General features: G+C 74.5%; 22 protein-coding genes. 16 read left to right on the plus strand and 6 right to left on the minus strand.

Translation table 11 applies throughout. The features are described from left to right. The first annotated feature begins 24 nt into the window (after nucleotides 1-24). The 13 genes from pdxS to OKX07_RS09675 all read left to right on the plus strand — a co-directional run bounded on the left by pdxS (nucleotide 25) and on the right by OKX07_RS09675 (nucleotide 13459). The gene (gene pdxS / locus OKX07_RS09615) at nucleotides 25-936 is read left to right on the plus strand and encodes a pyridoxal 5'-phosphate synthase lyase subunit PdxS (RefSeq protein WP_265631675.1); all 912 of its coding nucleotides are present in this window, start codon (nucleotides 25-27) and stop codon (nucleotides 934-936) included. After that, nucleotides 933-1535, plus strand: coding sequence for an NUDIX hydrolase (locus OKX07_RS09620; RefSeq protein ID WP_416220856.1), 603 nt, complete (start codon nucleotides 933-935; stop codon nucleotides 1533-1535). The genes pdxS and OKX07_RS09620 overlap by 4 nt, the downstream gene beginning before the upstream one ends. Nucleotides 1536-1590: 55 nt before the next feature. After that, nucleotides 1591-2787, plus strand: a complete 1197-nt coding sequence (locus OKX07_RS09625; protein WP_265631677.1) for a pyridoxal phosphate-dependent aminotransferase — start codon at nucleotides 1591-1593, stop codon at nucleotides 2785-2787. Between the two features lie 11 nt (nucleotides 2788-2798). Then, nucleotides 2799-3410 (plus strand): pyridoxal 5'-phosphate synthase glutaminase subunit PdxT, encoded by a 612-nt coding sequence (pdxT, locus tag OKX07_RS09630; RefSeq protein WP_265631679.1) that lies wholly within the window; start codon nucleotides 2799-2801, stop codon nucleotides 3408-3410. Nucleotides 3411-3499: 89 nt separating this feature from the next. Beyond that, nucleotides 3500-4255, plus strand: coding sequence for a YebC/PmpR family DNA-binding transcriptional regulator (locus tag OKX07_RS09635; RefSeq protein ID WP_265631681.1), 756 nt, complete (start codon nucleotides 3500-3502; stop codon nucleotides 4253-4255). A gap of 73 nt (nucleotides 4256-4328) precedes the next feature. Next, nucleotides 4329-4895, plus strand: coding sequence for a crossover junction endodeoxyribonuclease RuvC (ruvC, locus tag OKX07_RS09640; protein WP_265631683.1), 567 nt, complete (start codon nucleotides 4329-4331; stop codon nucleotides 4893-4895). A gap of 73 nt (nucleotides 4896-4968) precedes the next feature. Next, entirely contained in the window at nucleotides 4969-5580 is a 612-nt protein-coding gene (ruvA, locus tag OKX07_RS09645) for a Holliday junction branch migration protein RuvA (protein WP_265631684.1), read from the plus strand. Nucleotides 5581-5611: 31 nt separating this feature from the next. Next, the gene (ruvB, locus tag OKX07_RS09650) at nucleotides 5612-6664 is read left to right on the plus strand and encodes a Holliday junction branch migration DNA helicase RuvB (protein WP_416220870.1); all 1053 of its coding nucleotides are present in this window, start codon (nucleotides 5612-5614) and stop codon (nucleotides 6662-6664) included. A 130-nt stretch (nucleotides 6665-6794) separates the two neighbouring features. Next, nucleotides 6795-7187, plus strand: a complete 393-nt coding sequence (gene yajC, locus OKX07_RS09655; RefSeq protein WP_265631686.1) for a preprotein translocase subunit YajC — start codon at nucleotides 6795-6797, stop codon at nucleotides 7185-7187. 84 nt (nucleotides 7188-7271) lie between these two features. Next, nucleotides 7272-9224 carry a protein translocase subunit SecD gene (gene secD, locus OKX07_RS09660; RefSeq protein ID WP_265631687.1) on the plus strand — a complete coding sequence of 651 codons (1953 nt, stop codon included), beginning with the start codon at nucleotides 7272-7274 and terminating at the stop codon, nucleotides 9222-9224. Beyond that, a complete protein-coding gene (gene secF / locus OKX07_RS09665; RefSeq protein WP_265631688.1) occupies nucleotides 9224-10318 on the plus strand; it encodes a protein translocase subunit SecF in 1095 nt (364 codons plus the stop codon). Before secD ends, secF begins: the two co-directional genes overlap by 1 nt. Continuing rightward, on the plus strand, nucleotides 10315-10896 hold the full coding sequence (locus OKX07_RS09670) for an adenine phosphoribosyltransferase (protein WP_265631689.1): 582 nt from the start codon (nucleotides 10315-10317) through the stop codon (nucleotides 10894-10896). The genes secF and OKX07_RS09670 overlap by 4 nt, the downstream gene beginning before the upstream one ends. A gap of 175 nt (nucleotides 10897-11071) precedes the next feature. Further along, the gene (locus OKX07_RS09675) at nucleotides 11072-13459 is read left to right on the plus strand and encodes a RelA/SpoT family protein (RefSeq protein WP_265631881.1); all 2388 of its coding nucleotides are present in this window, start codon (nucleotides 11072-11074) and stop codon (nucleotides 13457-13459) included. 60 nt (nucleotides 13460-13519) lie between these two features. On the opposite strand, the gene OKX07_RS09680 is transcribed toward OKX07_RS09675, so the two are convergent. The 3 genes from OKX07_RS09680 to OKX07_RS09690 all read right to left on the minus strand — a co-directional run bounded on the left by OKX07_RS09680 (nucleotide 13520) and on the right by OKX07_RS09690 (nucleotide 16928). Next, on the minus strand, nucleotides 13520-14110 hold the full coding sequence (locus tag OKX07_RS09680; protein WP_265631690.1) for a hypothetical protein: 591 nt from the start codon (nucleotides 14108-14110) through the stop codon (nucleotides 13520-13522). 89 nt (nucleotides 14111-14199) lie between these two features. Continuing rightward, complete coding sequence (locus OKX07_RS09685) at nucleotides 14200-15915, minus strand: DUF349 domain-containing protein (RefSeq protein WP_416220871.1); 1716 nt, start codon at nucleotides 15913-15915, stop codon at nucleotides 14200-14202. Nucleotides 15916-16145: 230 nt separating this feature from the next. Continuing rightward, nucleotides 16146-16928: a peptidylprolyl isomerase gene (locus OKX07_RS09690; RefSeq protein ID WP_265631692.1), complete on the minus strand. Its 783-nt coding sequence runs from the start codon at nucleotides 16926-16928 to the stop codon at nucleotides 16146-16148. 207 nt (nucleotides 16929-17135) lie between these two features. Between OKX07_RS09690 and OKX07_RS09695 the strand changes: the two genes are divergently transcribed. From OKX07_RS09695 to OKX07_RS09705, 3 genes are all read left to right on the plus strand, one after another. Beyond that, on the plus strand, nucleotides 17136-17858 hold the full coding sequence (locus OKX07_RS09695; RefSeq protein ID WP_265631693.1) for an MBL fold metallo-hydrolase: 723 nt from the start codon (nucleotides 17136-17138) through the stop codon (nucleotides 17856-17858). Nucleotides 17859-17924: 66 nt separating this feature from the next. After that, nucleotides 17925-19319, plus strand: coding sequence for a histidine--tRNA ligase (hisS, locus tag OKX07_RS09700; RefSeq protein WP_265631694.1), 1395 nt, complete (start codon nucleotides 17925-17927; stop codon nucleotides 19317-19319). A gap of 126 nt (nucleotides 19320-19445) precedes the next feature. Further along, on the plus strand, nucleotides 19446-20084 hold the full coding sequence (locus OKX07_RS09705; protein WP_265631695.1) for a hypothetical protein: 639 nt from the start codon (nucleotides 19446-19448) through the stop codon (nucleotides 20082-20084). Nucleotides 20085-20109: 25 nt separating this feature from the next. Here OKX07_RS09705 and OKX07_RS09710 read toward each other — a convergent pair whose 3' ends face one another. From OKX07_RS09710 to OKX07_RS09720, 3 genes are read right to left on the minus strand one after another with little or no spacing between them, the layout of a single operon-like run. Then, the gene (locus OKX07_RS09710) at nucleotides 20110-20877 is read right to left on the minus strand and encodes an ABC transporter permease (protein WP_265631696.1); all 768 of its coding nucleotides are present in this window, start codon (nucleotides 20875-20877) and stop codon (nucleotides 20110-20112) included. Further along, on the minus strand, nucleotides 20874-21674 hold the full coding sequence (locus OKX07_RS09715) for an ABC transporter ATP-binding protein (protein WP_265631697.1): 801 nt from the start codon (nucleotides 21672-21674) through the stop codon (nucleotides 20874-20876). Before OKX07_RS09715 ends, OKX07_RS09710 begins: the two co-directional genes overlap by 4 nt. Next, nucleotides 21671-22255, minus strand: coding sequence for a TetR/AcrR family transcriptional regulator (locus OKX07_RS09720; RefSeq protein WP_265631698.1), 585 nt, complete (start codon nucleotides 22253-22255; stop codon nucleotides 21671-21673). The genes OKX07_RS09715 and OKX07_RS09720 overlap by 4 nt, the downstream gene beginning before the upstream one ends. Between the last annotated feature and the right edge of the window lie 11 nt (nucleotides 22256-22266).

Below are 22266 nucleotides of genomic sequence, written 5' to 3' on the forward strand. Positions count from 1 at the left end.
AACCACGGATCGAAGAGGTCTGACGTGACCGAGAACAGCCACCCCGCCGCCGCCGGTGAGGTCGGGACCGCGCGGGTCAAGCGCGGCATGGCCGAGATGCTCAAGGGCGGCGTCATCATGGACGTCGTCACGCCCGAGCAGGCGAAGATCGCCGAGGACGCGGGTGCGGTCGCCGTCATGGCGCTCGAGCGGGTGCCCGCCGACATCCGCGCCCAGGGTGGCGTCGCGCGCATGAGCGACCCCGACCTGATCGACGGCATCATCGCCACCGTCTCCATCCCCGTGATGGCCAAGGCGCGGATCGGGCACTTCGTCGAGGCGCAGGTGCTGCAGTCCCTCGGCGTCGACTACGTCGACGAGTCCGAGGTGCTGACGCCCGCCGACTTCGCCCACCACATCGACAAGTGGGCCTTCACCGTGCCGTTCGTCTGCGGCGCCACGAACCTGGGCGAGGCGCTGCGGCGCATCACCGAGGGCGCGGCGATGATCCGCTCCAAGGGCGAGGCGGGCACGGGCGACGTCTCCAACGCCACGACGCACATGCGCACGCTGCGCGACCAGATCCGCCGACTCACCTCCCTGCCCGAGGACGAGCTGTACCTCGCGGCCAAGGAGCTGCAGGCGCCGTACGACCTCGTCAAGGAGGTCGCGACCGCCGGCCGCCTGCCCGTCGTGCTCTTCACCGCCGGCGGCATCGCCACCCCGGCGGACGCAGCCATGATGATGCAGCTCGGCGCCGAGGGCGTCTTCGTCGGCTCGGGCATCTTCAAGGCCGGCAACCCGGCCGAGCGTGCCGCGGCCATCGTCAAGGCCACGACGTTCTTCGACGACCCCGACGTCATCGCCAAGGTCTCGCGCGGCCTGGGCGAGGCCATGGTCGGCATCAACGTCGACGACGTGCCCGTGCCGCACCGCCTCGCCGAGCGGGGCTGGTGAGCACGCTCGACCCGCAGGGGCCCGGGGCCGCGGACGTCGTGCGTGCGAGCGCCGACGACCGCGGCCCCTCGGCCGTCCTCGGGGCGGGGTGGGTGCCCGGTCCCGACGGCGTCCTGGAGCGCAGCGCCGCGCGCGTGATCCTGCTCGACGAGCACGACCGGGTGCTGCTGGTGCGCGGGCACGACGTCGACGTGCCGGAACGGACGTGGTGGTTCACGGTCGGCGGGGGCATCGACGCCGGGGAGGACGCCCGCGCGGCGGCCGTGCGCGAGGTGCGCGAGGAGACGGGCATCCGGATCGCGCCCGAGGCCCTCGTCGGACCGGTGTACACGCGCTCGGCGCTGTTCGACTTCGCCGCGCGCACGTGCCGCCAGCACGAGGAGCTCTTCGTCGCGCGCGTGCGCGGCGCCGACCTGGTGCTCAGCCAGGACGGCTGGACCGACGTCGAGCGCGACGTCATCGACGAGCTGGCGTGGTGGGACCTCGCCGAGCTCGCCGCCGTGACCATCGAGGTGTTCCCGGCAGACCTGCCCGCGCTGGTCCGCGACGTGCTGGAGTGGGACGGGACCACCCGGCACCTGGGCCTGGCCCGCGAGTGAGCCGACGTACTCATCGGTAACACCGCGGTCACGTGTGCGGGCTACGGTCGAGGACATGCCGCGTCCCGCCCCGTCGTCGCCCGTCGCCCGCATCCCCCGCTCGGGCATCCGCACCCTCATGGACCTCGCGCTGCGCGACCCGCGCGCCATCCACCTGGAGATCGGTGAGCCGGACAGCGCGCCCGCGCCCCACGTCGTCGACGCCGTCGCGGCCGCGGCACGCGACGGTCGTACCGGCTACACCTCGAGCCTCGGCCTGAGCACGCTGCGCGCCGCCGCGGCCGACCGCGTCCACCGCACGCACCGGCGCCCGACCACGCCCGACGAGGTGGTCGTCACGCACGGCGCGATGCACGGCCTGGCGATGGCCATGGCCACCCTGCTCGCCCCCGGCGACGAGGTCCTGCTGCCCGACCCCACCTTCCCGAACTGGCAGATGGCCGCGATCGCCGCGTCGGCCGTGCCCCGGGCGTACCCGACACGTGCCGCACACGGCTTCGTCCCCGACCCGGCCGAGGTCGAGGCCCGCGTCACCCCGCGCACCCGCGCGATGGTCGTGTGCTCGCCGAACAACCCGACCGGGGCGGTCTACCCCGACGACGTCGTCGCCGGCCTCGTGGAGGTCGCCCGGCGGCACGACCTGTGGCTGCTGTCCGACGAGTGCTACGAGGCCGTCACGTTCGACGCCCCGCACGTCAGCCCGCTCGCGCACGACACCGACGGCCGCGTGATCGCCTTCTTCAGCACCTCCAAGACCTACGCGCTCACCGGGTGGCGCACCGGGTACGCGGTCGTGCCGGACCCCGACGTCGTCGAGGCGTTCGGGCACCTCGCCGAGGCGACCATCGCCTGCCCGTCGACGCCGGGGCAGGTCGCGGCGCTCGCGGCCCTCACGGGCCCGCAGGACGGGGTCGCCGCGGCCGTCGCGTCCTACCGGGAGCGGCGCGACGCGGCGTGCGCGCTGCTGACCGCCCGCGGCGTGCGCCACGTCGAGCCGCAGGGGGCGTTCTACCTGATGATCGACGTGGGGACGCAGGCCACGGAGGAGCTCGCGCACCGCCTCCTCGCCCGCCGTCACGTCGCGGTCGCCCCCGGGACCACCTTCGGCGAGGAGGCGGCCGGCATGGTCCGCGTCTCGCTCGCCGCGCCCCGGGACCCGCTGCTGGAGGGGCTGGGCCGCCTCGCCGACGAGATCGACGTCACGGTCGTCGGCGACCGGTCGGCGGCCGCCCTGGCCTCGTCCGGAGCCTAGGATCGACGACCGTGAGTCCGACGGTCGGTGTCCTGGCCCTGCAGGGGGACGTGCAGGAGCACGTGTCCGTCCTGCGCTCGCTCGGCGTCGGCGCGGTCGGGGTCCGGCGGCGCTCCGAGCTCGACTCGGTCGACGCGCTCGTGGTCCCCGGCGGGGAGTCGACGACGATCGACAAGCTGCTGCGCGCGTTCGAGCTCGACGAGCCCGTGCGGGAGCGCCTGCGTGCCGGCATGCCGGCGTACGGCTCGTGCGCGGGCATGATCCTGCTCGCCGACCGGATCCTCGGCGGCATCGACGGGCAGCGCACGCTCGGCGGCGTGGACATCACGGTGCGTCGCAACGCGTTCGGCCGTCAGGTCGACTCGTTCGAGACCGACCTCGTGATCGACGGCGTCGACGACAGCGCGGCCGACCCGGTGCACGCCGTGTTCATCCGGGCACCCTGGGTCGAGGAGGTCGGCCCCGCGGCCACGGTCGTGGGCCGCGTCGCGCAGGGGCCGGCCGCCGGTAGGATCGTCGCGGTGCGCCAGGGCCCGATGCTCGTCACCTCGTTCCACCCGGAGGTGACCGGGGACCCGCGGGTGCACCGACTGTTCGTGCAGATCGTCCGCGACAGCCTGTGACGTCGCGGGACCCCGGGCCCGTCCGCCGTCGGACGGCTCCGCGGGGTCGCGACGCGGGCGGACCAGCGGAGACGAAGGGGTAGCGAGTCATGTCGGGTCACTCCAAGTGGGCCACCACGAAGCACAAGAAGGCCGTCATCGACGCGAAGCGCGGCAAGCTCTTCGCCAAGCTCGTCAAGAACGTCGAGGTCGCCGCCCGGACGGGCGGCGGTGACGTCGCCGGCAACCCGACGCTGTTCGACGCCATCCAGAAGGCGAAGAAGGCGTCGGTCCCGAACGACAACATCGACCGGGCGGTCAAGCGCGGGTCCGGCCAGGAGGCCGGCGGTGCGGACTACCAGGCGATCACGTACGAGGGCTACGGCCCCGGCGGCGTCGCGGTGCTCGTCGAGTGCCTGACGGACAACCGCAACCGTGCCGCGTCCGACGTGCGCGTCGCGTTCACGCGCAACGGCGGCCAGATGGCCGACCCCGGGTCGGTCGCGTACATCTTCAGCCGCAAGGGTGTCGTCGTCGTGCCCAAGGAGGGCACCGACGAGGACGCCGTCATGGAGGCCGTGCTCGAGGCGGGCGGCGAGGAGGTCACCGACCTCGGCGAGTCCTTCGAGGTGCTGAGCGAGGCCACCGACCTGGTCCCGGTACGCACGGCGCTGCAGGACGCGGGCATCGACTACGACTCGGCCGACACCGTCTGGTGGCCGGCCACGCAGATCGAGGTCGACGCCGACGGTGCGCGCAAGATCCTGCGCCTCATCGACGCGCTCGAGGACTCCGACGACGTGCAGAACGTGTACGCGAACTTCGACGCGTCCGACGAGGTCATGGCCGAGCTCGACGCCGACTGACGCCGCGGGCGTCCGGACGGTCGGTGCGTCTCGTCCGTCCCGTCGCACGCCGGTCGCCTGCGACGATGACTGCGTGCGCGTGCTCGGAGTGGACCCCGGCCTGACCCGGTGCGGCCTGGGGGTCGTCGACTCCCTGCCCGGCCGCCGTGTGCGCCTGGTCCACGTGTCGGTCGCCTGCTCGGACGCGGGCCTCGACGTCGACCAGCGCCTGCTGCTCATCGAGCGCGCCCTCGAGGAGTGCATCGAGGAGCACGCCCCCGACACGGTCGCCGTCGAGCGCGTGTTCGCGCAGCACAACGTCAGCACGGTCATGGGCACCGCCCAGGTGGCCGGCCTCGCGATGGTCGCGGCGGCGCGGCGCCGCATCCCCGTCGCGCTCCACACCCCGAGCGAGGTCAAGGCCGCGGTCACGGGGTCCGGCCGTGCCGACAAGGCGCAGGTCCAGACGATGGTCGCGCGGCTCCTCGGGCTCGCCGAGCTGCCGCGGCCGGCGGACGCCGCGGACGCGCTCGCCCTGGCGATCTGCCACCTGTGGCGCCCCGCGGGTGCGCTGGGGGCGCCGCAGCGCGAGCCGGGGGCGATGACCGTCGCGCAGCGGCAGTGGGCGGCGGCGGAGCAGGCGGCGCGCCGACGCGCGTGACGCGCACGCGTGTCGTTCGTACACGTGTTCGCCCCTGTGGCACAGTGTGGCGGTCGACGAGGGGAGGGGCGCGGTGATCGCGTCGGTGCACGGCACGGTGCTGTCGGTTCGCCTGGATGCGGCGGTGATCGAGGTCGGGGGCGTGGGTCTGCTCGTGCAGGCCACGCCGGGGACGCTCGCCGCCCTGCGCGTCGGGCAGCCCGGGAGGCTGTTCACGTCGCTCGTCGTGCGCGAGGACGCGTTGACGCTCTTCGGCTTCGCCGAGCCGGACGAGCGCGACGTGTTCGAGGCGGTGCAGACCGTCTCGGGCGTGGGGCCGCGCCTCGCGCTCGCCATGCTCGCCGTGCACACCCCCGACGGGCTGCGTCGCGCGGTCGCCGACGAGGACCTCACCGCCCTCATGCGGGTGCCCGGCATCGGGCGCAAGGGCGCGCAGCGCATCGTGCTGGAGCTGGGGGAGCGCCTCGGGGCGCCCGCGCCGTCGTCGGGCGCTGCGCCCACGACGTTCGCCCCCGACCACCGGGAGCAGGTCGTCGAGGCACTCGTCGGCCTGGGCTGGCCGCTGCGCGCCGCGCAGGACGCCGTCGCCTCGGTGCTCGACGGCACCCCGGGCGCCATCGGCTCCGACGAGGTCCCGGGCGTGCTGCGCGCGGCGCTGCGGTCGCTGGGCAGCGCCCGTGCGTGACGCGGACGTCCCGGCCGCGCGGTCCGGCGAGGTGGCCGGCGGTCCGGCGGACGGGGAGCACGTCGACGTCGACGCCCTCGTGCGCCCTGCCGCTGACGAGCCCGAGCGCGCTGCGGAGGCGGCGCTGCGGCCGCGACGGCTCGACGAGTTCGTCGGGCAGCGCGTCGTGCGCGACCAGCTCTCTCTCGTCCTGCAGGCGGCGCTGGCCCGTGGCCGCGCCCCGGACCACGTGCTGCTGTCGGGGGGGCCGGGCCTGGGCAAGACGACGCTCGCGATGATCATCGCGGCGGAGCTGGGCGCGCCGCTGCGGATCACGAGCGGGCCGGCGATCCAGCACGCGGGTGACCTCGCCGCCGTCCTGTCCTCGCTCGAGGAGGGCGAGGTGCTGTTCCTCGACGAGATCCACCGGCTGGCGCGCCCGGCCGAGGAGCTCCTGTACGTCGCGATGGAGGACTTCCGGGTCGACGTCGTCGTCGGCAAGGGCGCCGGGGCGAGCGCGATCCCGCTGTCGCTGCCGCCGTTCACGGTCGTCGGGGCGACGACGCGGGCCGGTCTGCTGCCCGCGCCGCTGCGCGACCGGTTCGGTTTCACCGGACACCTCGACTTCTACTCCGACGACGAGCTCGAGCGGGTGCTCGTCCGCTCCGCCGGGCTGCTCGGCGTGCCGCTCGACGCGACGGCCGCCGCCGAGATCGCGTCGCGGTCGCGCGGCACGCCCCGGATCGCCAACCGGCTGCTCCGCCGCGTGCGGGACTGGGCGCAGGTCCGCGGCGACGGGCGGCTGTCGCTCGACGCGGCCCGGGCCGCGCTCGAGGTCTACGAGGTCGACGAGCTGGGCCTGGACCGCCTGGACCGTGCCGTCCTCGACGCGCTGTGCCGGCGCTTCGGCGGCGGCCCCGTCGGGCTCACGACGCTCGCGGTGGCCGTGGGGGAGGAGCCCGAGACCGTGGAGACGGTCGCGGAGCCGTTCCTGGTGCGCGAAGGACTCGTCGGCCGCACGCCGCGCGGGCGCGTCGCCCTCGCGCCGGCGTGGGAGCACCTCGGGCTGACCGCGCCGAGCCCCGCCGACACGCTCTTCGGCTGACGCCCGGCACGGTCGCGGCATGTCCGGGACGGTCGCAGGGAACCCCGGGAGGCGGACGCACGTTGGAGCGACGGGCCGCGGCGCCTAGACTGCGGCGGACGTCCGACACGATGCGGAGAATCACCACCTCATGGACTACTCGTTCCTGATCATCCTGCTGCTCGCCTTTGCGGCGCTGTGGTTCATGTCGAGCCGCTCGCGCAAGCAGCAGCGCGAGGCCGCCGACTTCCGCACGCACCTCGCTGTCGGTGACGAGGTCATGACGGGGTCGGGCCTCTTCGGGACGGTGACCTCGATCGACGGTGACGTCGTGACCCTCGAGTCGACGCCCGGCAGCTCGACCCGCTGGCTGCGCGCGGCGATCGCGCGCAAGGCCGACGCGGTCGTCACCGAGGACGAGCCGGACGTCGCCGAGAACGCTCCCGTCGTCGAGGACGCGACCGTCGTGGACGTGCCGGACGACCTGTCCTCGCTGCCGCCGGAGCCCCCGGCGCCGCGTGACGGGGACCGCGACACCAAGTGACTCACCGGCCCGGGCGACGACGCCCGGGCCCCGACCCCACCGGTCGCCACTGCGCACCGGTGCGCGCACGAGAGAAGAACTCCGTTGGCTCCTCCTTCCCGCCGCCGTGAACGGCCGGTCCGCACGCTCGTGACGCTCGGGGTGCTGATCGTCGCGCTGTTCGCCTCGATCCTCGCCGGCACCCGCTGGGGCGACGCGTCGCTGACGCCGAACCTCGCGCTCGACCTCGAGGGCGGGACGCAGATCATCCTGCAGCCCGTCGCCGAGGCCGAGGGTGACGTCACGGCCGAGACGATCAACCAGGCCATCGCGGTCATCCGGCAGCGCGTCGACGCCTCGGGCGTCGCCGAGGCCGAGATCACGAGCCAGGGCGGCAACAACATCGTCGTCGCGCTGCCGGGCCGGCCGAGCGAGGAGACGCTGGACCTGGTCCGGACGTCGGCGCAGATGGAGTTCCGTCCCGTCCTGGTGATGGGCGCCGCGGCGGCGACGCCCGAGACGACGGCGGAGGACCCGGCCGCGGACGACGCTGCTGCGGACCCGGCTGCTGCGGACCCGGCTGCGACGGACGCTGCTGCGGACCCGGCTGCGGAGAACGCTGCTGCGGACCCGGCCGCGGAGGACGCTGCGGCAGCCGACGACGCTGCGGCAGCCGACGACGCTGCGGCAGCCGACGACGCCGAGGCGCCGTCGGACGAGCCTGGCAAGCCCGCGCCGGACAGCCCCAGCGACATCACGTACTACGTGACCCCCGCCATCCAGGCGGAGTTCGACGCGCTGGACTGCACGCTCCCGGAGAACCGGACGGGCGGTGTCCCGGGGGACCCGGAGGCCGCGGTCGTCGCGTGCGACCTCGAGGGCTTCTCGAAGTTCATCCTGGGCCCCGTCGAGATCCCCGGGTCCGACATCGCCAGCGCGACCTCCGGGCTCGGCACCACCTCCACGGGGGCGTCGACGGGCCAGTGGGTCGTCAACCTGGAGTTCACGGGCGCGGGCACGCCGAAGTTCACCGAGGTGACGACGCGCCTGTCCGGCCAGAGCCCGCCGCTCAACCAGTTCGCGGTCGTGCTGGACGCGCTGGTCATCTCGGCGCCGTCGGTCAGCACGGTCATCCCCAACGGGCAGGCCGAGATCTCCGGCTCGTTCACGCGGGAGACCGCCGCCACGCTCGCCAACCAGCTGAACTTCGGCTCGCTGCCCATCAGCTTCGAGGAGCAGAGCGTGCAGCAGATCTCGGCGACGCTCGGGTCCGAGCAGCTCGAGAAGGGTCTGCTCGCGGGCGTCTTCGGGCTGCTGCTCGTCGTCGTGTACTCGCTGTTCCAGTACCGCGCGCTCGGCCTGGTCACCGTCGCCTCGCTGGTCGTCGCGGCCCTCATCACGTACGGCGTGATCACCCTGCTGTCCTGGGTGCAGGGCTACCGGCTGTCGCTGCCCGGCGTCGCCGGCCTCATCGTCGCCATCGGCATCACCGCGGACTCGTTCATCGTGTACTTCGAGCGCATCCGTGACGAGCTGCGCGACGGTCGGACGCTGCCCGCCGCGATCGAGAAGGGCTGGGAGCGCGCGCGACGCACGATCATCGCGTCTGACGCGGTGAACTTCACGGCCGCGATCGTCCTGTACCTCCTGGCCGTCGGCGGGGTGCGCGGGTTCGCGTTCACGCTCGGCCTGACGACCCTCGTCGACCTCGTCGTCGTGTTCCTCTTCACGCACCCGTTGATGGTCCTGCTCGGTCGCACCCGGTTCTTCGGAGCCGGCCACCCCGCCTCGGGCCTGGACCCGCGGCGGCTCGGCGTCGACGCCACCCGCTACGCAGGCCGCGGCCGCGTCGTCACCGGGGCGCAGCGTGCCGGCGCGGTCACCACCGACGCCCCGGTCTCGCGGGAGCCCGTCACCGTCGGCTCGCCCGGCATGACGATCGCTCAGCGGCGTGCCGCGGCACGCGCGGCCGAGGCGTCGTCAGCACCACCGCAGGACCCACCCACGACCGACACCGACGAGCCCACCACCGGGCGTCCCGAGGGGAGCGACCGCTGATGGCCACGTCATCCGGCTTCGCGCAGTGGGGCAACGACCTCTACACCGGCAGGCGCTCGTACGACATCGTCGGCAAGCGCAGGATCTGGTACGGCATCTCCGCCGTCCTCATCGTCGTCTGCGGGATCCTGCTCCTCACGCCGGGCCTCAACCCGGGCATCGAGTTCCGCGGCGGGTCCGAGTTCGTCGTGTCGGGCGTCGAGACGACCGACCAGCAGCTCGCGACCGACACGGTGCTGGCGATCGCTCCCGAGGAGAGCCCGCGCGTCACGACCGTCGGCGGCAGCTCGCTGCGCATCCAGACGGCCCAGCTCACCCCCGAGGAGGTCACGGAGGTCACCGACAGCCTCGCGGCCGCGTTCGACGTGGACGCCGACCAGGTGACCAGCACGTTCATCGGTCCGACCTGGGGGCAGGACGTCTCCCAGAAGGCGCTGACCGGCCTCGTCGTCTTCCTCGTGTTCGTCTCGCTCGTCATGACCGTGTACTTCCGCAACTGGCGGATGGCCGCGGCGGCACTCGTCGCCCTGTTCCACGACCTGATCCTCACCGTCGGCGTCTACGCCGCCGTCGGCTGGGAGGTCACGCCCGCGACGGTGATCGGGTTCCTCACGATCCTCGGGTACTCGATCTACGACACCGTCGTCGTCTTCGACAAGGTGCGCGAGAACACCGTGGACACGCTCGAGCAGACGCGGTTCACGTACGAGGAGCGGGCCAACCTCGCCGTCAACCAGACGCTGGTGCGCTCGATCAACACGTCGGTCGTGGCGCTGCTGCCCGTCGTGTCGATCCTGGTGGTCGGGGCGTTCATCCTCGGCGCCGGCACGCTGCGCGACATCGCCCTCGCGCTGTTCGTCGGCATGACCGTCGGCACGTTCTCGTCGGTCTTCATCGCCACGCCGCTCGAGGTGACGCTGCGCCTGCGCGAGCCGCGCATCCGCGAGCACACGGCCAAGGTCCTCGCCGCGCGCGCGGGGGCGAGCACAGACGGCACCCCGGCCGTGGCCGGCGCGGCTCCCCGCGCCACCGCCGTCCTGCGCCCGGGGGGCCACCTGGGCACGGCGGCACAGCCCCGGCGCAAGGGTCGATGAGCGCCGTCACGGACGGGCCGGGCACGCTGCCCGGCCCGTCGGGCGGTCGGCGGGCCGATCTGGCACGCCGCATCGACGGCCTGCTGCGCACGGTGCCGGACTTCCCGCAGCCCGGGATCCAGTTCCGCGACATCATGCCGCTGCTGGCCGACGCCGACGCCTTCGCCGACGTGGTCGCAGCGCTGGTCGCGGGCACGCCGGGGCCGGTCGACCTCGTCGCCGGCATGGAGGCCCGGGGCTTCCTGCTCGCCGCGCCCGTCGCGGCAGTCCTCGGTGCCGGCGTCGTGCCGGTCCGCAAGGCAGGCAAGCTGCCCGGGCCCGTTGCGTCGCAGTCCTACGCCCTGGAGTACGGGTCGGCGGCCGTGGAGATCCAGCCGTTCACGATCCCCGACGGGGCACGGGTGCTCGTCGTCGACGACGTCCTGGCCACGGGTGGGACCGCGGCCGCCACGGTCGCGCTGCTCGAGGCGTGCGGCGCGGAGGTCGTCGCGCTGAGCTTCCTCGTCGAGCTCGAGTCGCTCGGCGGCCGCGCCCTGCTGCCCGGCCGAGCGATCGACGCGCTGCTGACGCTGGCCTGACGGCGCGTCCTTCTGACGGCACGTCCTTCTGACGGCGCGTCCCGCTGACGGCACGTCCTCTGACGGCGCTTCCCCCGGACGGCCTACGCCGTGCCGTCCCCCCGGAGCGCCCGTGACCGTGCGACCGTGCGACGGTCGTAGAATCGTGCGGATCACGAGAGGGGGGCGCGAGCCGATGGCGGAGAAGGCCGGTACAGAGACGGACGCGGTGACCGCGCCCGTCCCCGTCGTGCCCGAGGCCGCGGAGGTGCCGACGCTCCCTGCGGACGTCCCCGCGACGGTCGACAGCGAGCCGACCACCGGGTCCGGGGGTCGCGTGCGCGCACGACTGGCACGCCTCTCGGGGAGGTCCGCCCCTGCCTACCCGGCGCTGGAACCGGTGCTGCAGGCCGTGCGCACCAACCACCCGAAGGCCGACCTGTCGGTGATCGAGCAGGCGTACGTGGTGGCCGAGCAGGCCCACCGCGGCCAGCTGCGCAAGAGCGGTGACCCCTACATCACGCACCCGGTCGCCGTCGCGACGATCCTGGCGGAGCTCGGCATGACGCCGTCGACCGTCGTCGCGGCACTGCTGCACGACACGGTCGAGGACACGGAGTACTCCCTCGACCAGCTGCGGCGCGACTTCGGGCCCGAGGTGGCGATGCTCGTCGACGGCGTCACCAAGCTCGACAAGGTGGCCTACGGCGACGCGGCGCAGGCCGAGACGGTCCGCAAGATGGTCGTGGCGATGTCGCGCGACATCCGGGTGCTCGTCATCAAGCTCGCCGACCGGCTGCACAATGCGCGCACCTGGAAGTTCGTGTCCGCGTCGTCGGCCGAGAAGAAGGCGCGCGAGACGCTCGAGATCTATGCGCCGCTCGCGCACCGCCTCGGCATGAACACCATCAAGTGGGAGCTCGAGGACCTGTCGTTCGCGACGCTCTACCCGAAGGTCTACGACGAGATCGTCCACCTGGTCGCCGAGCGCGCGCCCGCCCGCGAGGAGTACCTCGCGACGGTCCGTGAGCAGGTCGGTGCCGACCTGCGCACCGCGAAGATCAAGGCGACGGTCACCGGCAGGCCCAAGCACTACTACTCGATCTACCAGAAGATGATCGTGCGCGGCCGCGACTTCACCGACATCTACGACCTGGTGGGCGTGCGCGTCCTGGTCGACACGGTGCGTGACTGCTACGCGGCGCTCGGCGCGCTCCACGCGCGGTGGAACCCGGTCCCCGGCCGGTTCAAGGACTACATCGCGATGCCGAAGTTCAACCTCTACCAGTCGCTGCACACCACGGTCATCGGACCGGGGGGCAAGCCGGTCGAGATCCAGATCCGCACGCACGACATGCACCGGCGCGCGGAGTACGGCGTCGCGGCGCACTGGAAGTACAAGGAGACCGCCAAGACCGGGCCGCAGGACTCCGCCGGCAACGACATGACGTGGCTGCGGCAGCTCGTCGACTGGCAGCGCGAGACCGCCGACCCCACGGAGTTCCTCGACCTGCTGCGCGACGAGATCGCGGGCGCGGAGGTCTACGTCTTCACGCCCAAGGGCGACGTCCAGGCCCTGCCCGCGGGGTCCACCCCCGTGGACTTCGCCTACGCCGTGCACACCGAGGTCGGCCACCGGACGATGGGCGCGCGCGTCAACGGGCGGCTCGTCCCGCTCGACTCCTCGCTCGAGAACGGCGACGTCGTCGAGGTGTTCACCTCGCGGTCGGAGACGGCCGGTCCGAGCCGCGACTGGCTCGCGTTCGTCAAGAGCCCCCGCGCGCGCAACAAGATCCGCCAGTGGTTCACCAAGGAGCGCCGCGAGGAGGCGATCGAGCACGGCAAGGACGCGATCGCGAAGGCGATGCGCAAGCAGAACCTGCCGATCCAGCGCCTCATGTCCCACGAGTCGCTCCTCGCGCTCGCGCACGAGATGCGCTTCGCCGACGTCTCCGCGCTGTACGCCGCCGTCGGTGAGGGTCAGGCGTCCGCGGCGTCCGTCGTGCAGCGCCTGGTGCACTCCGTCGGCGGGGAGCCCGCTGCCGAGGAGGACATGGCCGAGGCGGCCCGCCCCGGCTCGACGGCGCGGCGCACCCGCTCCGGCGACCCGGGTGTCGTGGTCAAGGGCGTCGACGACGTCTGGGTCAAGCTCGCCAAGTGCTGCACACCCGTGCCGGGTGACGAGATCATCGGGTTCGTCACGCGCGGCGCGGGGGTGTCGGTGCACCGCACGGACTGCCTCAACGTCGAGGCGCTGCGCCGCCAGCCGGAGCGGATCGTCGAGGTGGCGTGGTCGCACACCAGCTCCCAGCTGTTCCTCGTGCAGATCCAGGTCGAGGCGCTGGACCGCAGCCGGCTCCTGTCCGACGTCACACGCGTGCTGTCCGACCTGCACGTGAACATCCTGTCGGCGTCGGTCTCGACGTCCCGTGACCGGGTCGCGCTGTCCCGGTTCGTGTTCGAGATGGCCGAGCCCTCGCACCTGGCCTCGGTGCTCGGCGAGGTCCGCAAGGTCGAGGGCGTGTTCGACGTCTACCGCATCACCGGGTCGCGCGGTGCCGAGGAGCCGGCGATCCGAGCCTGACAGGCCCGGGCCGCGGGGACCCGCGTCCCGGGTGGGCGAGGGCGGGCTCCGCCGTCGGTGTCAGACGCACTCGAGCACGCGGCGCGCGTCCCGCACGCCGCGGCCGCCCGCGTGCACGTCGAGCTGCCGCAGCGCGGCGTCGGGGTCCAGCCCGGCAGGGAGGAGTGCGCGCAGCACCGGCAGCGCGGCGCCGGCCGGCACCCAGCGGGCGATGTCGACGGCCGTGCGCAGCACGGTGGTGACGGGGACCCCGCCGAGCGCCCGGACGTCGTCGTCGCGGAGGTCGGCCTCCGCGGTGGCACGCTCGGGGTGCGGGTCGAGACGGCGCGCACCCGAGCGGACCAGCACGGTGACCCGGTCGGGCGGGGGGCCGCCGACGTGCACCCAGGCCGCGGAGAGCCGGCCCACGGCACCACGCCGGGGGACGAGCGTGCCGAACGCCCGCGCGCGGACCTCGGCGCACTCGAGCGCCCACGCGACCCGGGACGTGTCGCGCCACAGCGACACCAGGACGCCGTCGAGGTGCAGTCCCGTCCAGGCGGACGCCGCGACATCCGCGCGCCGCACGACGGTCGGCGTGGGCGCCGCAGGTCGCGGTCGCAGCCGGTGCAGCGCGGTGCTCGTCGCAGGGTCACAGGGTGCCGTGGTCACGCACGACAGGATGCCCGCCCCTGCCCCCGTGCGGGGGCGAGAACGGGCATCCTGTGGACGACGGGGCCCCGGTCCGTGGGCCCGTGATGTCAGCCGCGTGCGTCCTGCGCGGCGCGCTCCACCTGCTCGAGCCACGCGCGACGTGCGTCGAGGGCCGCCTGGGCCTCCTTGACCCGCCGCTGGTCGCCTGCCGCCTTGGCGGCCTCCAGGTCGGCCTCGAGGCCCGCGATCGCCTGCGCGAGCTGGGCCGCGGCACCCTCGGCGCGCGCACGCGTCTCGGGGTTGCTGCGGCTCCACTGCTTCGAGTCCGCGTCGCGGACGGCGCTCTCGACGGCACGCATGCGGCCCTCGACGCGCTGAAGGTCGCCGCGCGGCACCTTGCCGGCGGCGTCCCAGCGGTCCTGGAGCGAGCGCAGGGCGGCCTTGGCGGCGCCGAGGTCGCGGACGGGGAGCAGCGCCTCCGCCTCGACGAGCAGCGCCTCCTTGACCTCGAGGTTCGCGCGGAACTCCTCGTCGACGGCCTGGTTGGCGGCGTCACGGGCCGCGAAGAACGCGTCCTGCGCGGTGCGGAACCGGGCCCACAGGGCGTCGTCGACCTGCCGGTTGGCGCGACCCGCCGCCTTCCACCGCGTCATGAGGTCGCGGTACGCGGCCGACGTGGCGCCCCAGTCCGTGCTCGTGGCGAGGCGCTCGGCCTCGTCGACGAGCTGCTCCTTGGCGGACCGTGCCTCGGTGTTGCGGGCCTCGAGCTCGGCGAAGAAGTGCCGACGCTCACGGTCGAACGTCGTGCGTGCGTGGCTGAACCGCTTCCAGAGCGACTCCTCCGTGGGTCGGTCGATCCGCGGCCCCGACCGCTGCGCGTCCTTCCACTGGTCCAGCAGGGTGCGCAGCTGCTCACCCGCGGGACGCCACTGGATGCGGGACGGGTCGGTCGAGGCGATCTTCTCGGCCTGCTCGACGATCTGCGTGCGTGCCGCGACGGCGGCCTCGCGGGCGGCCGCGCGCTCGGCGTCGGCCTGTGCCCGACGCTCGGCCGCACGGACGCGCAGACCCTCGAGCCGCGTGCGCAGCGCGTCGAGGTCGCCCACGGCGGCCGGCTCCGCGAGCTCCTCGGTCAGACGCGTGAGCGTCTGGTCGATCTCCTTGACCGACAGGTCGGCAGCGGACAGCCGCGCGTCGAAGATCACGACCTTCGCCTGCAGGTCGAGGAAGCGACGGACGTACAGGGCCAGGGCCTCGGGCGCGCTGGCGCCCGGGAACTGCCCGACGACGCGCTCGCCCGCGGCCTCGACGACGTGCACGGTGCCGTCCTCGTCGACGCGCCCGAAGGTCGCCGCGTGCGCTGCTGCCGCCTCCTCGTCCGGGGTCGGCACGGGGACGGCCGGCGCCGACGGCGCGGCGATCGCCGACGGTCGCGGTGCCCGCGGACCAGGACGCACGGTGGCCGGCGTGGGTCGCGCCCCGGACGCCGACGGCGGTGCCGATGTGCCGTCCGCGGCCGGGTCCGCGTCGGGCGCGTCCGTGGAGGCGTCCTCGGGTGCCTCGTCCTGGGGCTCCTCGGTCGGTGCCTCGTCGGCGACGGGCGCCTCGTCGGCCGGTGCCTCCTCGGCGGCTGCGTCCACCGGCTCGGCCGGTGCCTCCTCGGCGGCTGCGTCCACCGGCTCGGCGGGTGCCTCGTCGGTGGCTGCGTCGACCGGCTCGGCGGGTGCCTCCTCGGTGGGTGCCTCGTCCGCCACGGTCTCGTCACCGGTCGTCTCGTCGGCCGGAGCATCTGTCACGGTCTCGTCGACCGGGGCCTCGACCACGGTCTCGTCCGCCACGGTCTCGTCGGCCGGGGCCTCGACCACGGTCTCGTCCGCCACGGTCTCGTCGGCGGGGGCTTCCTCGACGGGTGCGTCTGCCGCCTCGGCCGCCGAGTCGACGCCGTCGGTCTCGGTGGCGTCGGGCAGGGCCTCGACCGGGTGCTCCGTCGGGTTGCCCGTGGGGGGTGGAGCCTGCTCGGCGTCGTCCGCGGACGACGTCGTCGGGTGCTCGGTCACTGGATCTCCACTCCCTCGATGGTGACGTCGGTGACCGGACGCTCGCTGCCGTCCTGGGTCCCCGCGTCAGCGATGGCCTGCACCACGTCCAGTCCGGACGTGATCTGGCCGAACACGGTGTAGCCACCCGCCGCATCGGACGGGATCTGTGAGTCCTCGTAGACGAGGAAGAACTGGGAGCCCATCGACTCGCCGTCGCCGCCGATGCGGGCCATGGCGATGGTGCCGGCGGGGTAGACGTCGTCGCTGGGGGCGTTCTCGACCGGGCCCCACGCGTAACCGGGGTCGCCCATGCCGGTGGCCGTCGGGTCTCCGCACTGCAGGACGCGGATCCCCTCGGTCACGAGCCGGTGGCAGATCGTGCCGTCGAAGTAGCCCTCGGCGGCGAGGGTCACGAAGTTGGCGACCGCCTGCGGCGCCGCGGCGCCGTCGAGCTCGATGCCGATCTCACCCGCGGACGTCGTGATCGCGCCGCTCCAGGCGCGGTCCTCGGCCAGCGCGGCGTCCGGCACGACGCCGTCGTTGCCGGTGCGCGCCGGGTACGTGGCCGCCGGGGTCGCGCCGGCGGACGAGCCGTCGGTCGGCTGCGCGGCCGGCTCGGCCGCGTCGTTCGTGAGGTTGACGACGGCGACGACACCCAGCCCGAGGGCGAGCACCGCCACGACACCGCCTGCCACGACGCGCGTGCGCTGCTGCTGCGCGCGCTGCGCCTGGAGACGACGTGCCTGCTGCTTCTCGTACCGCCGGCGCTCGTGCTCGCGCTCGCGCTTCGAAGACACCGTTCTCCTCGTCTCGTCGTCCGGCGACCGCCGCGGGGGATCCCGCTGCGCTGTCGCCGTCCGAGCTGCCACCCGCCGGACACGTGCCGGACCCCGGACAGTCTAGGCAAGGCAGGAGGGTCGTCGCGCACGTGCGTGCCCACGGGGCGCGCGCCGTGGGCCCCGTGGGGCGGACGCGTGACCGCAGGGTCGTCTAGCGTGCGGGGCATGCAGATCCTCACGGTGGTCGCACCCGTCTTCGCCGCCCGCTGCTCGGTGCTCGTCGCGGACGACGGCTCGTGCGTCGTCGTCGACCCCGGGGCGGGGGCGGGGGAGCAGGTCCGGGCCCTCGTCGCGGACCGCGGGCTGCGTCCGCTGGCCGTGCTCGTGACGCACGGGCACGCGGACCACACGTGGGACGCGCCGACGCTCGCGCGCGACCTCGACGTCCCCGTCATGCTGCACGCCGGCGACGCGTACCGCCTCGAGGACCCGTTCGGCTCGCTCGGGGTCCTCGACCCCCGCCACGACCCGTCGGGCCCGCTCGCGCAGGCGTTGCGGGAGGCGGGCGTCGATGTCGCCACCTGGCAGGCGCCGCAGCGCGTCGAGCCGTTCGGCGCCGTGGGGTCGGGACGCACGCCCGACGTGCAGCTCGACCTCGGCGGCGTCCGGGTGGTCGCGCGGCACGCCCCCGGGCACACCGAGGGGTCGACGCTGTACCTGGTGGACGCGGGCGACCCGGATCCCGTCGTGCTGTCGGGGGACGTGCTGTTCGCCGGCAGCATCGGCCGCACCGACCTGCCCGGCGGTGACCCGGCGGCGATGGCGCGCACGCTGCGCGAGGTCGTCGCGACCCTGCCCGCGGGGTCGCGCGTCCTGCCGGGGCACGGACCGACGACCGACGTCGCCACCGAGCTCGCGACCAACCCCTACCTGGCCCGCGCCCGCTGAGGGACGTCGCCCGCTCCCGTGGACGCGCGTGCGGGACGCACGCGCCGGTCTGGGATCATCGGGGCCATGGCTCGTCCCACACCCCTGTCCGGATTCCCCGAGTGGCTGCCCGACGGGCGCATCGTCGAGCAGCACGTGCTCGACGTGCTGCGCCGCACGTTCGAGCTGCACGGCTTCGCGGGGATCGAGACACGGGCGGTCGAGCCGCTCGACCAGCTGCTGCGCAAGGGCGAGACCTCCAAGGAGGTCTACGTGCTGCGCCGGCTGCACGACGAGGCGGACGCAGGGGCCGACGGCTCCGACCGGGCCGGGCAGCTCGGCCTGCACTTCGACCTGACGGTGCCGTTCGCGCGGTACGTCCTGGAGAACGCCGGCCACCTGGCGTTCCCGTTCCGGCGCTACCAGATCCAGAAGGTGTGGCGCGGCGAGCGTCCCCAGGACGGGCGGTTCCGCGAGTTCGTGCAGGCCGACATCGACGTCGTCGGCGCGGGGGACCTGCCCTACCACTACGAGGTCGAGCTGCCGCTGGTCATGGCCGACGCGCTCGGTGCGCTGCGGGCGCTCGGCGTGCCGCCCGTGCGGATCCTCGTCAACAACCGCAAGGTCGCCGAGGGCTTCTACCGCGGTCTGGGCCTGTCCGACGTCGAGGCGGTGCTGCGCGGCATCGACAAGCTCGACAAGGTCGGCCCCGACGCGGTCGCGGAGCTCCTCGTCGCGGAGGCCGGCGCCACGCCCGCGCAGGCCGCGGCCTGCCTGGAGCTCGCCGGGGTGCGCGGGGACGACGCGTCGGTCGTCGAGCGTGTCCGCGACCTGGCCGACCGGCACGGCGCGACCACGGACCTGCTCGAGGAGGGCCTCAGCGAGCTCGGCGCGCTGCTGCTCGCCGCGGCCGAGCGCGCCCCGGGGGTGATGGTCGCGGACCTGAAGATCGCGCGCGGCCTCGACTACTACACCGGCTCGGTCTACGAGACCGTGCTCGTCGGCCACGAGGACCTCGGGTCCATCTGCTCCGGCGGTCGCTACGACACCCTCGCGTCCGACGGTGCGACGACGTACCCGGGCGTCGGGCTGTCGATCGGGGTCTCGCGGCTGGTGTCCCGGCTGCTCTCCGCGGGCCTGGTCCGCGCCACGCGCTCGGTGCCCTCCGCGGTGCTCGTCGCCGTCACGTCCGAGGACGGCCGCTCGCGCTCCGACGCCGTCGCTGCCGCGCTCCGGGCTCGCGGCATCCCCGTCGAGGTGGCTCCCAGCGCGGCGAAGTTCGGCAAGCAGATCCGCCACGCCGACCGCCGCGGCATCCCGTACGTGTGGTTCCTGGGCGACACCGATGCCGAAGGCGCGACGGCGCCGGACCAGGTCAAGGACATCCGCTCCGGCGAGCAGGTGCCGGCCGACGCGACGACCTGGGCGCCCCCGGAGCAGGACCTGTTCCCGCGGGTCGTGCCGGGGGAACCCACGGCCTGACGCCGCGGGGGACCCCACGGCCTGACGCCGCCGCCGGCCGCGCGGCCGGCGTCACCCTCCGCCGCGCACCGACCGCGTCCGGCCGCTCGTGCTGCGGCCGGTGCCGCCGGTGCCTACCGTGACGCCGTGGCACACAGCGCGCAGGATGACCCCGCCGGACCGGCCGTGCTCCGCGGGCACATCGCGGGGGTCGGCACCGCGCAGGGCACGCGCCTGGTCGTGGGGCGGTGGCTCGACACGCCCCTGGGTCCGTTCGCGGACGTCATGGTCGAGCGGGCCGACGGTGCCCGTCTGCTGCTGGCGCCTCGGCGGGACGTCGTCGCCCTCATCACCCGCCTGTACACGTTCGACGAGATCCACCTCGTGGACGTGCGCGTCGTGCCCGACGAGCGCTCGCGGACCTGGACCGTCACCGCGGGGCCGCTCGACGCGCGCCTGACGCTCGGTGCGCGCACGGGCGTGGGGACGCTGCTGCGGATGCTGCCGGACGGCGTCCTCGACGCGCCGGGTGCGGCCGAGGTGGTCGACGTGGTCGCGCGCGTCGCCCTGCCGGGCGTCCGGACGCGGGGGCGCGGGACCGACGGGTCGCCCGAGGTGTACGGCGCGCGCGACCAGCACGCGGTCGTGGCGCTCGACGCGCGGTGGGGGGCGGCGTCCCTCGGTCCGCTGCGGGACGTGCGGCCGGCCGTCCGGTTCGGCTTCTCGTCGGTGCCGGCGACGCCCGCCGTCACCGCGGTGCGCGTGCGGATCGGGGCACCGCGCTGACGCGCACGGCTCGGGGTGTCGCGGCTCAGCACAGCTCGGCGGTGGACCACCAGCGGACCGTGCCGAGCGCTCCGACCGCCCCGACGGGCAGGGCGAGCAGCAGCTGGGCCGGGGTGACGGCCGCGGCCGCGGCAGGGCCGCCCATGCCCACCCACAGGCCCGGTGCGGCCCACGGCATCCAGGCACCCGCCCCGGCGACGGTGGCGACCTGCGTCGCGACGACGATCCCCAGGAGCGCGCCGACGCCCGGCAGGTAGCCGCGCCGCACGCTCGCGACCCACGCCAGCGGAGCCGTGAGCAGGGTCATCAGCAGTGCCACTACCAGGGCCTGGCCGGCGGCGCGGGCCGCGTCCCCGTCCGGCGGCCCCAACCCGATGGCCAGCCCCAGCGGGATCGCCAGGCCCACGGTCGCGAGCGCGCAGGCGCCGGCACCCAGCGCGACGGTCGCGAGCTTCGCCCCGGCGATCGACGCGGTCGGGGTCGGCAGGGCCTGCAGGCCCGCGACGGTGCCGTCGGTGAACTCGCGGCCCACGGACCACGTCAGGACGATGCCGACGGCCAGCAACGTCCCGACGGACAGGATCTGCGCGAGCATGCCGAGGTACGCCGACCACCCGGTGCCCTGCAGCATCGGACGGACCTTGACGGCCATCTGGCTGTCCCCGTCGCCGAGCCCGACGGCCGTGAACCCGGCGGCGAGCACGCAGGTCCCCACCACCAGCGCCAGTGCGGACGTGCGGGCGACCGGCGACCGGCGCAGCTTGAGCGCCTCGACGTCCCACGCGGCGCTCACCGGGAACCCCCCGCGCCCGCACCGGGGGTCGGAGCCGACTCCTCGGTGGCGTGGACCATGGTGAAGAACTGACGTTCCAGGTCGACCCCGTCGGGGGCGAGGGCTCCGACGGCGCGGCCGCGGTGGACGACGGTGATCCGGTCCGCGACGCGGGCGACCTCGTCGAGGTGGTGGCTCGAGACCAGTACGCCGGCGCCGTCGTCGCGGGTGCGCTGCAGCCACGTCCGGACGAGGACCACCCCGGCGGGGTCGAGCGCCGTCGACGGCTCGTCCAGGATCAGCAGGTGGGGCCGGTGCACCGCGGCGCAGGCCAGCCCGAGGCGCTGCCGGTTGCCCGACGACAGGGTCCGGGTCCGGCGCCGCTCCCAGTGCGCGAGCCCGAGGGCGTGCACGGCGCGACGCGCGGCCGGGGGCGCGTCGGTGCGCGACAGGCCGCGCAGCCGCGCCGCGGCGACGACCATCTCGGTCACCGTCAGCTCCGCGTAGGCGAAGGGGGCCTCCACGAGGTGACCGACCCGCGCCCACGCAGCGGCCGGCGCCCGCCACGCCGGGACCTCGGTCCCGTCGACGGTGCGCAGGTGCGCGGTCCCCGCGTCCGGCCGCAGCATCCCCAGCGCGAGCCGCATGAGCGTCGACTTGCCGGCGCCGTTGAGCCCGACGACCGCGTGGATCTCCCCGGCTCGCACCGTGAGGTCCAGCCCGTCCACGGCGACCTCGTCGCCGAAGGCCCGACGGACGCCCGACAGCCGGACGAGCGCACCGTCGGGGCCGCGCAGGCCGCCCGGGGGAGTCGTCATGACCGCACCGCGTCGGTGCCCGTGGGCGCGACCGGGACGACCGCCAGGTACGCCAGGGACTGCCGGACGAGGGGGCCGAGCTCGCGCCCGGCGGGTGCGAGGCCCCACCGCAGCAGCGCCTCCATGAGGGCGGCCAGGCACGCCCCGGCCGCGACGCTCGCCTCCAGGGGATCGGCACCGTCGGCGACGAGCGCGTCGACGACGAGCTCGCCGGTGCGGCGGTTGTTCTCCCAGGCGCGCGCCATGAGGCCGCGGTGCCCGGCGATGAGCCGGACGCGCGCGTGCGTCTCGGCCTCGCCCGGCTCGGGCAGGGCGTCCCACGCCGTCGCGATCCCGCGTCGGACGCGCTCGAGCGCGGGCAGCCGGCGGTCCTGGGCCAGCACCGCCTCGGCGATGACCTCGTCGTACGGGTCGTCCATGACGACGTCCTCCTTGGTGGCGAAGTGCCGGAAGAACGTCATGTGCGAGACCCCGGCCGCGGCTGCGACCTGGCTGACGGTGGTGGCCTCGAACCCGTGCTCGACGAAGAGCTCCAGGGCGGCGGCTCGTAGCCGTGCCCGCGTCGCCTCGGATCGCCCCATGCTCAGATGTT

The sequence above is a fragment of the Cellulomonas sp. S1-8 genome, assembly GCF_026184235.1.
Classification (GTDB): domain Bacteria; phylum Actinomycetota; class Actinomycetes; order Actinomycetales; family Cellulomonadaceae; genus Cellulomonas.